The following is a 12,917-nucleotide window of genomic DNA, read 5'->3' as shown; positions in this document are numbered from 1 at the left end:
TTGGCGCGGTCGCTTGTGTCAAACTTTTTCATTGCACAAGTATGCACCATTGAGACAAAAACACCCCGGCAGCTGCCATTTTTCAGGCGGTCACCGGGGTATCTTATTATTGCGATATCAGGATGCGCCTTCGGCGCATCCATCGATTTTTACGTCTTACAGACTCTTTACAGTCTCAGCAACACGCTCTGCGGTAAATCCAAACTTCTCAAACAGCTGTGCTGCAGGGCCGGATGCACCGAAGCCTTCCATGCATACAGTTGCGCCGTCAAGGCCTACATAACGGCCCCAGCCGAAGTCAGAAAGTGCTTCTACTGCAACTCTCTTTCTTACAGCCTTTGGAAGAACGGACTCTTTGTATTCTGGGCTCTGCTCTTCGAACAGGTCCATACATGGCATGGATACAACGCGGACATCCATTCCATCCTTTAACAGCAGTTCTTTTGCTTCTACTGCCAGGCTTAACTCAGAACCGGTAGCAATGATGATCGCATCTGGAGTTTCCTTTGCGGAATCAGCTACAATGTAAGCGCCCTTTACTGCATCACGGCCAGTTCCTGCTAACTGAGGCAGGTTCTGTCTGGTAAGTACCAGAGCGGTAGGTGTCTTTTCAGAAGTAATCGCACTGTACCATGCTGCTGCAGTCTCTTTTGCATCTGCAGGGCGGAATACATGGAAGTTAGGCTGCGCACGTAACATAGCTAACTGCTCGATCGGCTCATGGGTAGGTCCGTCTTCGCCTACACCGATGCTGTCATGGGTCAGAACGTAGATCAGCGGCACCTTCATCAGGGATGACAGTCTTGCAATTGGCTTCATGTAATCACTGAATACGAAGAAGGTTGCTACATAAGGGATCACGCCGCCGTGAAGAACCAGACCATTTCCAATAGCAGTCATTGCCTGCTCTCTTACACCAAAGTGCAGGTTCTTTCCAGAGTAATCAGCCTTGGAGAAGTCTCCCTCGCCCTTTAAGTTGGTCTTGTTGGAAGGAGCCAGGTCGGCAGAACCGCCGAACAGGTTCGGAACTACCTTATTGATCTTATTTAACAGCTCGCCGGACAGATTTCTGGTTGCCTGTGGCTTGTCCTCATAGGACCAGAATTCTTCATTGTCCCAAAGCTTCTTAGGCAGGTCTTTGTCATGATACTGATCCCAAAGTTCCTTCATTTCCGGATACTTCTCACAGTATGCTGCAAATCTTGCATTCCACTCTTCTTCTGGTGCCTTTAAGCTTTCTCTTACCTTAGCCATGTGGTCATAAACATCCTGAGGTACATAGAATGGCTCCATGCTCTCCCAGCCTAAGTTTTCCTTCATGGCAATGATGTTCTCTTCGCCCAGAGGCTCACCATGTGCAGATGCTTTACCCTGTTTAGCCGGGCAGCCGTATCCGATCTGAGTATGAAGAACGATCAGAGAAGGTCTTTCTGTATCAGCCTTAGCTGCTTCGATCGCTGCGCCGATAGCAGCGAAGTCATTTCCATCTTCTACCTGGAATACGCCAAATCCATAGGACTCAAAACGCTTTGCAGTATCTTCTGTAAATGCGATATCTGTATTTCCTTCGATGGAAATATTGTTAGAGTCGTAGAGAACGATCAGTTTTCCAAGTCCTAAGGTACCTGCTAAAGAGAAGGCTTCAGAGGAAAGACCTTCCATCATACAGCCGTCTCCGCCCAGTACATAGGTGTAATGGTCAACGATCTTAATGTCATCTTTGTTGAATACGGAAGCTAAATGAGCCTCTGCCATAGCCATACCTACAGCCATGCCCATTCCCTGTCCTAAAGGTCCTGTAGTAGCTTCTACACCTACTGTGTGGCCGTACTCAGGATGTCCTGGTGTAAGGGAGTCGATCTGACGGAAGTTCTTTAAATCTTCCATAGACAGATCACCATAGCCAAATAAATGGAATAATGAATACAGCAGCATAGAACCATGTCCGCCAGAAAGGATGAAACGGTCTCTGTCCACCCACTTTGGATCTGCCGGGTTATGTCTCATATGATTAGCCCATAATTCATAAGCTGCGGAAGCACATCCTAAAGGAAGTCCAGGATGTCCGGATTTTGCCTTCTGGATAGCATCAGCAGATAATACACGAATGGCATTAGCTGTCTTTGTTTCTATCATGCCCATTTTAATAGTTCTCCTTTCGTTTTCACAACGTAATCTATGTCAATTCTACCATTGGAATTGGTTTACGTCTAGTCTGTGTTTTCCCGGACCTTTAAAATAACATTGAAAATGATAGCAAAAAAGGAGCCGTTTTCAGGCGACTCCTCTTTTACTATAAATAATGCTTATAGCCAACCGTATTTTACAGTCTCTTTAACAGCTCTTCTCTCTGAGCTTCATAGCCTGGCTTTCCAAGGAGAGCAAACATGTTCTTCTTGTAGCTTTCTACGCCTGGCTGGTTAAATGGATTAATTCCTAAAATGTAGCCGCTTACGCCACAGGCAAACTCAAAGAAGTAGAATAATTCACCTAAATAGAATTCATTCTGCTCTGGTACCTTAACCATCAGGTTTGGTACATTTCCGTCTGTGTGAGCCAGAATGGTTCCGTTCATAGCGCTCTTATTTACGAAATCTACAGTCTTTCCAGCAAGATAGTTCATGCCGTCGGTGTCTACATCCTCTTTCTTTAAAACGATCTCTTCCGGAGATTCTTCTACGTTGATAACAGTCTCAAACATGATGCGTGCGCCGTCCTGGATAAACTGTCCCATGGAGTGCAGGTCTGTGGTCAGATCTACTGCTGCAGGGAAGATACCTCTCTGGTCTTTTCCTTCGCTTTCGCCAAACAGCTGCTTCCACCACTCAGATACATAGTGAAGGCTTGGCTCATAATTTGCTACGATCTCTACTGCTTTGCCCTTGCGAAGCAGGATATTGCGGACTGCTGCATACAGAAGAGCCGGGTTTTCTTCGTAAGGAGTTTCCAGTGCTTTCTTACGTCCGGAAGCAGCACCTTCCATCAGCTTGTCAATATCGGCACCGCATACAGCGATCGGAAGCAGACCTACTGCTGTAAGAACGGAGAAACGTCCGCCTACATCATCCGGAACTACGAATTCTTCATAGCCTTCTTCGTCTGCCAGGTTCTTTAAAGCACCCTTTGCACGGTCTGTGGTTGCGTAGATACGCTTTGCAGCCTCTTCTTTGCCATACTTTTCGATCAGCATTTCCTTAAATACACGGAATGCGATAGCTGGCTCTGTGGTTGTACCGGACTTGGAAATGATATTGATGGAGAAATCCTTTCCAGCCAGAACTTTCTTAAGGTCTGCAATATATTTGCTGCTGATGCTGTTTCCTACAAAATAGATCTCAGGAGTCTTGCGCACATCCTTAGACAGCACGTTATAAAAGCTGTTGCTTAAAAATTCGATGGCTGCTCTTGCTCCTAAATAGGAACCGCCAATTCCTACTACCAGCAGAACATCGGAATCGCTCTGGATCTTTGCTGCTGCCTTTTTAATTCTTGCAAACTCATCCTTATCATAATCAACTGGAAGATCGATCCAACCAAGATAGTCGTTTCCAGCACCTTCTTTGCTTAACAAAGTCTCCTTTGCTGTCATAACTGTTTTTTTGAAGTTAGCCATCTCTTCAGCTGAGATAAAACCGGTGGCTTTTGAATAATCGAATACAACTTCCTTACCCATGTTCCCGCTCTCCTTTTCTGATTGCATACTTTTGAGATATTTATGTTCTCTCAAGCTAGGAAAACATTTTGTGAAAATTTTCCCAACTACGTGCTAGTATAGCATATTTACACTACCAATTCCATAACCTGTTATTATAATTTTTAACGTTAGTTCTGCCATGCGCTGGTTTGAATGAGAAAGTGTGTTGCAAGCTTGCTTGCATGAGCACTTTTTCATCCAAATCAGCATATGGTGGACCCACCATGCTTCTTGTTTTCATGAATATGGAAACAAGAAGATGTAATGGCTGAACACTTTTTAACTGACCTGTCCGTTCCATTTTAAAACTGCTCTACTCTGAAAGCTTTACAGCCACGCAGCCGTCATCCAGAAGGAAAACCGACTCCTTTGCAGGCCAGCAGGGCTTATCTGCTGCTTCCTGCAGCGCCTGTTCATATTCTTCCACTGTAGGCGTTGCCAGGTTCAGGCCCATAAGGTTAAATAAGCCCGTTGTCCGATTATTGATCCCGATATTTGTCAGTCCAAAATCAAAATAGGAATATCCGATCACTTCTCCTCTTGCCGCTGTATTTGGTATTCTGGCGCTGCGTGTTCCTACAAAAGCCACTGGACAGTTCTGCATATCAGAGCGGTCAGCCACACGGCGGATATCCCCATACATCTGCTGTGCGATGATCCGGTCATTGACCACCGTATCATGAAGGGTCTGGTTTAACTGTACCAGATCCATTCCCTGCACCCATGACTGATAAAACATTGCCACAAAAAGAAGGGAAATAACAACACAGCGGGTTCTTACGGAAAAGCCCTTAAAACGCTCCAGGCATCCCACTGCAAAACAATAAAAAATGCAGGCAAAAGCCCCTAAAAGAAGAGGAAATACCAGCTGTCCACGTACAGGTGTCCGCATTCCACTTAATAACGCAACAAACATAGGTGACGCAACCAACAGGAACAACCCAAGAAAATACCAGTACCATTTCTTAAAATGCAGTTTCACGCTGCGGACAGCCAGAAATATGGTACAACCAAATGCCATTATGCCAAAAAAACGATTATAAAGGACCGGCACCACACCGCAATACAATGCACGGAATTCATCCTTTACATAATGCAGGCATTCTGCCTTACTTAAGGTGCCCCACATAAACATGGCATCCACATAACTGGAGTCCCCGCCTTTGATCCTGCACAAAAATGAAGCTGTAAGGAAATATAAGATAAATCCTATAATAAAAATGATAACCTGTCGGATACCATAAAGAAAGGCTTTTTCCTGCCCCTTATGCATATCTGTCTCATAACTTCCCAGAAATGAGATCAGCACCAGTGCCATATAACAGACGCAAAACCCCTGATAAGAACCTAATGTCCATACCAGAAGCAGCACCGCTGCCAGATACCAGATCACCGAACCATTTCCATAAACCGCTCTCCCGGCGCAATACACTGCGATCATGCAGATGCACATAGATAATGTGATCTCAAAAGCCTGGAGCGTATAGGCATACTGTTCTGCAAGGGACGGCGCTGTTACAAAAAAAGCAGCTGCTAACAGCAGTCCCTTATCATATGGTTTCTTTTTCAGGACTGGGATCCATGTCTGCAGGCAAAATGCAAACAAAAGTGCAGCCAGAAAAAGAAAAGCAGCTGTCAGCAGATTGGATAAATAGGGAACCAGCCGGATCATATGAAATATTTTTTTCGTAAAGATCAGGCTGAAGCGTCTGCTTCCATACCAGGACTGAAGCAGTGCATATGGCTCCAGACTCATGATCTCACTGTCAATAAAATATCATCATAAACGATCTTTAATCCCCAGCAGACTAAGATCAGGGACAGGCAGATAAGTTTAAGTGCCTTTTCTTTCTTTAAAAACTGCCTTAATTCCCTGATATCAGCTGCTGCCTCTCCTGCAAATTGCCTGATCTGCCCAACAGCAGAAAAATGTGTTGCCATAAACTTTTTCTTTACTCCTTTGTATCATTTTATAAAGATCCGCATTTACGCGGACCTTTTGTATACTTACAGGTTATATATACTTACAGAAATTCCTTTAACATTTCTCCCAGCATCCGTTTCTGCTCCGGATTCAGATCATCCAGCCAGTCTTTAGCTGACCGGTCCTCTTTTTTATCCCGGTTTGATGCCTCACGGGCATTTTCCCTGCTGGCTGCCGTCTGCTCTGCGCCCCTTCTTGCACCAGACAACCGACGATCCCGGTCCCTTCCAATGGTCCGCACAGTTCCACCATCACGCCGTTCTTCGGCCTCTGTAACTGCACTTGCACGCTCGCTGCTGCTTTCCCTCTCCAGTCTTGGCCACATTACATTTTCCAGATGATCCTGAAGGCTGATGAGAAGCTGGTTTCTCTTTCCTTCCAGATTTACACCATAATCAGCCACGATCGTAAGCATCCCGCCAAGGATTCCCGCTGCTCCGTAAAGGACAATGTAAGAATTGTCACTGCGGTTCCAATAGGAAAGAAAAGCGCATACACCGCCTGCCAGAAAACTGAGCAGAGTCAGCTGGCCTGCCAGATTTTCAAGTCCCGATAAAGAAAAACCTAAAAATTTAAGATTTCCAAGCTGCCTCTGTAAATAAACAGCAGCATTGTTCATGCCCATGTTAATTCTATATGTATCTTCTGCATTCTGTTTTAAGTTCCGCAGATACCGGTTCTTGGTCAGCGCCATATTTGCGCTTTCTTTTATCAGTTTTTTGTAGAAGCTTCCGGCTGCCAGCCGTACAAAAATACCTCCAAAGCAGATAACTGCCAGCACATACAGTGCTCTTCCCGTCTGTAAAAAGCCCATCATAATATAAGCTCCCCTTTCTGTTTCCACTGTCTGCAAATGTTATTGTTTTTATTGCAGAATGATTATTCCGGCCGACACACCTGCAGGCCTGTGTCATTCGGTAAGCTTAATTATAACGACGGCTTTTTATTTGGGAAGTTGAGAACCCTTAAAATCGTTCGTCAAATTCTCCCACGAAACGATTCTGAACAGGGTTTAAAAGGCATTGATAACTGGCTGTGGATCATCTTGTATTAAAAACAGCGGAGCATCTCTGCCATTAAGTTCACACTGTGGCGGATGGCCTGTGCCTCAAAAGTCGGGTAATCCATAGAAGCACTGTCATCTGCCTTATCAGAAATCGCTCTTACAATAAGGAATGGAATATGGTTAAAATAGCATACCTGGGCAATAGCTGCACCTTCCATTTCTGTGCAGTAGCCTGCAAAAGTATCAGTAAGCCATTTCTTCTTCTCTTTATCAGAAATGAACTGGTCTCCGGAAACAACTCTTCCTGTAAATACGCCGATCTCCGGGTTTACTTTTTCGCAGCACTCTTTTGCAAGAGCGATCATTTTCTCATCTGCCTTAAAAGAAAGTGTGTCTACTCTTGGGATCTGTCCTGGCTCATAGCCAAATGCCTGGGCATCCATATCATGCTGTAATGCATCTGTAGACAGCACGATATCCCCAATGTTGATCTCTGCCTTTAAGGAACCTGCAATACCAGTGTTGATCACATGGTCTGCATGGTATACATCTGCCAGGATCTGTGCACACATAGCTGCATTTACCTTACCGATACCGGAACGGACAACTACTACGTCCTTTCCCTCTAATTTTCCTTTATAAAAGTCCATAGCAGCCTTTGTTTCTACCTGAACCTCTGTGAGTTTTTCCTTTAACATTGCCACTTCTTCATCCATGGCCCCGATAATTCCGATCATTCTTTTCCTCCAACTTGACAATCTTATTTACATGAAGCATAATGAAAGGTACACTGTTGCTGGTCATGCAACAACATGAACCGTAACGTTATACATGTGTACAAATAAAAATGTACACAGATACATGGTAACAGTTTGGCTTCTGCCCGTCAAGAACCGGGCGGCATACTTTTCTGCTGCCATACTTATTTACAAAACTAAACCCCAAGGAGGTACATGTGATGAATTATACAACCCACGGCGTCTGTTCAAGAGCTATTTCTTTTGAAGTAAAAGACAATAAGGTAACCAATGTTCATTTTGTAGGCGGCTGCTCCGGCAATACACAGGGCGTTGCAGCACTGGTTGAAGGAATGGATATCGATGAAGCCATCAAACGTATGAAAGGCATCAAGTGCGGCCCTCGCCCAACTTCCTGTCCTGACCAGCTGGCAACCGCTTTAGAGCAGTATAAGGCTCAGCAGTAATTAAAAATGATCCGAAATGATCCGCTTAAAAAGGGCACCTCGCTGTGAGGTGCCCTTTGATCTGTTTATGAAATATTATATTTTAAAAATCTCTGTCGATCACCTGATTGCTTTCATAATATCTGTAGTATTCCGCAATGGTAGCCTCTCTGTAAGCGTTTACCCAGAAAGTTCCAATACCCAGACACAAGCTTCCGACAATCTGCCAGCCAATAAAACTCAGATCCAGAATAAACAGTTCCCATTTGTGTCCATATGTCAGCTGGCTGCTGGCATCTAAGCATTCTCTCCAGTCATATGATGGATGATCTGCTTTTATAAAAAATGCCATGGAGTAAGAATACATTTTTACAATGCCCGGAATGATCAGCAAAATGGACCATAAGGCAATGAAAAGGTATCTTAACAGATATAAGATAAAGCTTCCGCCAAAGTCTTCTGAAAAGCCCTTAAATACTTCTGTCGGGTTCATTTTCTGTCCGTCATCACACTGCTGTAAAAACAATTTTGCCACTCCGTAGCTTAAAGGGCCTCCGATCACTAACATGATCAGGGTTCCAAATCCTGCGATACCGTTTACGGCTCCCGTCAGTATATAAAAAATGTCCATTACAAGGACTGCATTGACCCAGTTAGGACCGAACAGCTGTCCCCCAAGTTTCTCCCTTGCGTTCCGTTTCAGTTCTGCTCTTGTCATCTAATGTTCCTCCGTTTTTTATTTTTGCGGATCGAACTTGCTTCTCCGTTACTACCATGTTACAGCATAGCAATCGTTCGGTCAATGCAATCCGGCAATCTTTAGAAAACCTTTTGAAATCCATTTATAAATCAAACTTAAAAATCCCTAAATTTATAATTGACAGTCAATATAAATTGTGCTACTTTATTACCATAAAATTCAAAAGCAACGTCGATGAGCAAAGAGAGTACATCTGGAATGATATCACAGAGAGCTGCTGGTGGTGGAAAGCAGTATGGAGTTCCTTATGGAATGGGTTTGTGAGACGCCAGGCGAACGCAATAGCAAGTAGCTGAGGCCGTGATTCCTGCGTTAAAGGATAAGAGTATCGAAGTTTTATTTTTACTTTCCGTACTCTGAAAATGAGACAGATTGGTGGCAGATATTCCGATTATGGGATAGCTGCTATTTTTGTTAACATCAGGGTTCAAAAATCAAAAATCCGATACAAGCTTGCTTGTAAGAGGATTTGTAATTTTGGAACCCTGATGTTAAACAAGATCTGTGAATTCGGGTGGCACCACGAACAATTCGTCCCGGACATGATGTAAAAGTCATGTCCGGGATTTTTTATTCCCAGATTTATTCCCCAACAAACAAAAATTTTATTTCAGGAGGAGAACACTATGAAAAAAATGCGTAATTTCTTAACCCTGGCTGCAGCTGCAGCGCTGACCGGCATCCTGCTTACAGGCTGCTCTACAGAAGCAGATGAAACAACTGCCCCAAAGGCTGAGACTGCTGCACAGACAGAAGCTGCTTCCACTACCGAAAAAGCTTCTGAAGATGCCGCTTCCGGCGAAGCTGACATAAAAACAGCTGACAGTACTGCTCTTGCCGGTAAAAAGATCTCTGTTATGACCCCTTATCTTACTTCTGTTACCACCAACCAGATGGCTGGCTTTATCAAGAATAACTTAGAGGCAGAAGGCGCAGAAGTATTCGTGATCGATACTGCCAATGATTTTGCAGAGCTTGCAAGCCGTATTGAAGATGTGGTTTCTTCCGGCACTGACGGCATTGTTTTAGTAAGTGCTGACCCAAACCAGGTTGCCAATCAGCTGACAGAAGCCTTTGACGCAGATATCCCTGTATTCGGCTGCGACAGCGGTTTTATTGATGGAATGCAGGTCAATGCTACCAGCGACAACTACCAGATGGGCGAACTGATCGTCCGTTACCTCTTTGATGACCTGATGGGCGGTAAAGGTACTGTGATCGCACTCACCCACAGACCACATCCAGGTGTTGTAAAACGTTGTGAAGCATTTGATGACATTATTAAAGAATATCCTGACATTCAGCTGATCACAGAACAGCATGTACCGGCTGAACAGCCGATTAATGATGCAGAAGAGATCACGGCTAACCTGCTGACCGCAAACCCTGACAAGGACTCTGTAACTGCTATTTTCGCAGCATGGGATGAACCGGCCATCGGCGCCGCAAAGGCATTGGCAGAAGCAGGACGTGACGAAGTTATTGTTACCGGTGTTGACGGAAATGAGCAGGCAGTACAGATGATCAAAGACGGTTCCTGCTTAAAAGCAACTGTAAAGCAGAATTTTGAAGGCATGGCTGACATTGTCTGCCAGCAGATGGAAAAATATTATGCAGGAGAGACCATTGAAAAAGGTGAAATGTACGCTCCTGCAGAGCTTATTACTCAGGAAAACGCACAGTAACAGAACGAATTTCCCAGGGGCTCCAGACGGGGCCCGGGAATTTAGGCTGATACAGATTAGGATCAGATCATGGAAAATGGCAGGTGGCAAGAATGCTGTTAGAAGCAAAGAAACTGGACAAATCATTTAATGGTGTATATGCCCTTAAGGGTCTGGATCTCTCTTTAAAAGAAGGGGAGATCCACGGCCTGGTAGGTGAAAATGGCGCTGGAAAGTCTACGTTCATTAAGATCTTAGGCGGCGTGTATACAAAAAACGGAGGGGAGCTGTCCTGGAACGGAGCTCCTTTTCCTGCTGATTTCGGCCCGGTAGAGAGCCGGGAACTGGGCATCAATATCATTTTCCAGGATCATGTGCTGATACCTGCATTTTCCGCCCTGGAAAATATCTGGCTTGGACGGCCTTATCCCCGAAAAGGCGGTCTGATCCAGTGGAAGGAAATGGAAAAAGCGGCTCAGAAAAAAGGGGAAGAACTTGGGATCCATTTAGACCTGAAGAAATCCATTTTCCAGATGACTCCGGCACAGAAGAAATGCGTAGAGATCCTGCGGGCCATGATGAGCGACTGTAAGTTAATGATCTTAGATGAGCCTACTGCTTCTCTTTCTGATAAGGAAACGAATTTACTATTCTCTATTATAAGGAACCTGAAAGCAAAAGGAACTGCTGTCCTTTATGTAACCCACAGGCTGGAAGAGATCATGGCGCTGACGGACCGGGTAACAGTGCTGAGAAACGGAGAACTGGTAAGTACCTGCGATACTGCCTCTACCAGCCAGAAGGAGCTGGTCCGGCTGATGAGCGGGAATGGGGAAGCGGATAGTAAACACATGATGCCTGACAGTACATGTTGTTCCCGGTCGGCAGCCACACAATCATTCCCTGCACTCACCATCTCCCACCTTTCCTCTGCCGACCACATTGTAAAAGACGCCAGTATCACCGTCCACACCGGACGCATCACCGGCATGTTCGGTCTTTGCGGCAGCGGACGGACGGAATTTCTGGAATGTATCTACGGCATCCGGCGCATATCCGGCGGAACCATTGAGATCAGTGGGGAAAAGGTGAAAAAGCCCACTCCTGTTAATTCCATAAAAAAGGGCATCGCCTTTATCTGCGAAGACAGGCGGCGCAAAGCCATGATCCCGTCTTTTACAGTGGAAGAAAATATGAACCTTTCTTCCATTGACCATTATTCCAAAAAGGGGCTGTTTTCAACAACAGCTGCTGTTTCTGCTGCAAAAGGTATGATAAACGCCCTAAAGATCCGCTGCACCGGCACTTCCCAGCCGGCCTGTGAATTATCCGGTGGCAACCAGCAGAAGGTGGTCTTTGCAAAAGCATTACTTACATCCCCCTCCATATGGTTGTGCGATGAACCTACACAGGCCGTAGATGTTGCCACCAGACAGCAGATCCACAGTCTGCTGCACCATCAGGCGGCAGAAAACAAAGCTGTTCTCTACGTTTCATCGGACCTTACAGAACTTTTGGAGGTAGCTGATGAGATCGCGGTCATGGCATCCGGGAAAATACGTAAGATCTTTCCAAATAAGAATTTAAAGCCAGCGGACATACTGGCCTGCTGTTATGAAGCAGAAAGAGAGGAAACACATGAAAATGAAAGCATTTAAACATTATGGAACCGTAGCTGCACTGGCGGTGATCATCCTTATTTTTTCTATTCTCCGCCCGGCCTCTTTCTGCACAGTTAAAAACTTTCTTAACATCAGCAGACAGGCAGCACCATTGGCTATGGTGGCTTTAGGAGCTACTTTTGTAATGACCATCAATGAATTTGACTTATCCATTGGAAATATTGTAAGCCTTGGGGGCGTGATCGCTGCCCTGTTATCCATTAAACAGGTTCCTGTGGCTCTTTGTTTCCTGATTGCTGCCCTGATCTGCCTTTTGGTTGGCTGCGTAAATGGTATTGTAGTTGCCCGCTTCCAGATTTTATCTTTTATTACTACTCTTGGTATGGGAACTGTATTAGACGGCGTGATCTATGGACTGACCGGCGGCACCACCGTATTTAATGGTATTCCAAAGGCATTTACCATTCCCGGTATTTTAAAAATCGCAGGTATTCCCTTTATTACTTTGGTGGCAGTTGTTTTATACCTGGCATTTTATGTTTTCATGGGACATACTGCTCCGGGCCGGAAGCTGTATGCCATCGGCGGCAGCAAGGAAGCGGCTGAAGTAGCAGGAATTCCTATTTTCCGCTACCGGGTACTGGCATTTTCCCTATGTGGCGCGATTGCAGGTCTCGCAGGTGCTCTGGTGGCTTCCAGAGTCGGTTCTGCCAACACTACTGCAGGACAAGGCTATTTTCTCCAGTCTTATGCAGCCGTATTTATCGGCTGCACTGTATCTAAAAGCGGTGTTCCCTGTGTCGTGGGAACGCTGATCGGCGCAGCAGTTCTGGCGGTTTTAGCCAACGGTCTGACCATTTTGCAGATGCCAAGCTTTATGCAGAACATCATTACCGGCGGTATCATTATCCTGGCGGTTGTGATCCAGAAGATAGGGGCCGGAAAGAATTAACTTAGGGGGTAAAATTATGTTAGTTGCAACCTTTGACATTGGAACTACCGCA

General features: G+C 45.2%; 11 protein-coding genes and 1 other annotated feature. Of the genes, 4 read left to right on the top strand and 7 right to left on the bottom strand.

The window, feature by feature from the left end; all coding sequences use genetic code 11:
• Positions 1-156: 156 nt before the first annotated feature.
• The 6 genes from tkt to DW251_RS12310 form a co-directional block, all read right to left on the bottom strand.
• Entirely contained in the window at positions 157-2,142 is a 1,986-nt protein-coding gene (tkt, locus tag DW251_RS12340) for a transketolase (protein WP_021868857.1), read from the bottom strand.
• A 181-nt stretch (positions 2,143-2,323) separates the two neighbouring features.
• Complete coding sequence (locus DW251_RS12335) at positions 2,324-3,673, bottom strand: glucose-6-phosphate isomerase (RefSeq protein WP_021868858.1); 1,350 nt, start codon at positions 3,671-3,673, stop codon at positions 2,324-2,326.
• A 334-nt stretch (positions 3,674-4,007) separates the two neighbouring features.
• The gene (locus DW251_RS12325; protein ID WP_118301315.1) at positions 4,008-5,450 is read right to left on the bottom strand and encodes a glucosyltransferase domain-containing protein; all 1,443 of its coding nucleotides are present in this window, start codon (positions 5,448-5,450) and stop codon (positions 4,008-4,010) included.
• A complete protein-coding gene (locus DW251_RS12320) occupies positions 5,447-5,635 on the bottom strand; it encodes a hypothetical protein (protein WP_118301314.1) in 189 nt (62 codons plus the stop codon). Before DW251_RS12320 ends, DW251_RS12325 begins: the two co-directional genes overlap by 4 nt.
• Before the next feature lie 83 nt (positions 5,636-5,718).
• A complete protein-coding gene (locus tag DW251_RS12315) occupies positions 5,719-6,495 on the bottom strand; it encodes a hypothetical protein (RefSeq protein ID WP_021868859.1) in 777 nt (258 codons plus the stop codon).
• Positions 6,496-6,728: 233 nt separating this feature from the next.
• Positions 6,729-7,421: a 5'-methylthioadenosine/adenosylhomocysteine nucleosidase gene (locus DW251_RS12310; RefSeq protein WP_021868860.1), complete on the bottom strand. Its 693-nt coding sequence runs from the start codon at positions 7,419-7,421 to the stop codon at positions 6,729-6,731.
• Positions 7,422-7,642: 221 nt separating this feature from the next.
• Here DW251_RS12310 and DW251_RS12305 point away from each other — a divergent pair, with 221 nt between their 5' ends.
• Positions 7,643-7,888 carry a TIGR03905 family TSCPD domain-containing protein gene (locus DW251_RS12305; protein ID WP_021868861.1) on the top strand — a complete coding sequence of 82 codons (246 nt, stop codon included), beginning with the start codon at positions 7,643-7,645 and terminating at the stop codon, positions 7,886-7,888.
• 82 nt (positions 7,889-7,970) lie between these two features.
• Here the strand turns inward: DW251_RS12305 and DW251_RS12300 are convergent, their stop codons facing one another.
• A complete protein-coding gene (locus DW251_RS12300; protein ID WP_118301313.1) occupies positions 7,971-8,585 on the bottom strand; it encodes a DUF975 family protein in 615 nt (204 codons plus the stop codon).
• 207 nt (positions 8,586-8,792) lie between these two features.
• Positions 8,793-9,169: a binding site (T-box leader), on the top strand.
• An 84-nt stretch (positions 9,170-9,253) separates the two neighbouring features.
• Between DW251_RS12300 and DW251_RS12295 the strand changes: the two genes are divergently transcribed.
• From DW251_RS12295 to DW251_RS12285, 3 genes are all read left to right on the top strand, one after another.
• Entirely contained in the window at positions 9,254-10,312 is a 1,059-nt protein-coding gene (locus DW251_RS12295) for a substrate-binding domain-containing protein (RefSeq protein WP_118301312.1), read from the top strand.
• A 92-nt stretch (positions 10,313-10,404) separates the two neighbouring features.
• Positions 10,405-11,949, top strand: a complete 1,545-nt coding sequence (locus DW251_RS12290) for a sugar ABC transporter ATP-binding protein (protein WP_021868864.1) — start codon at positions 10,405-10,407, stop codon at positions 11,947-11,949.
• On the top strand, positions 11,936-12,865 hold the full coding sequence (locus DW251_RS12285) for an ABC transporter permease (protein WP_243034947.1): 930 nt from the start codon (positions 11,936-11,938) through the stop codon (positions 12,863-12,865). The genes DW251_RS12290 and DW251_RS12285 overlap by 14 nt, the downstream gene beginning before the upstream one ends.
• Positions 12,866-12,917: the final 52 nt, after the last annotated feature.

The organism is Clostridium sp. AM22-11AC, from assembly GCF_003473545.1.
GTDB lineage: Bacteria > Bacillota > Clostridia > Lachnospirales > Lachnospiraceae > Enterocloster.
Note: the sequence above shows the minus strand (reverse complement) of the source record. Positions and strands in the feature narration are given on the sequence as shown.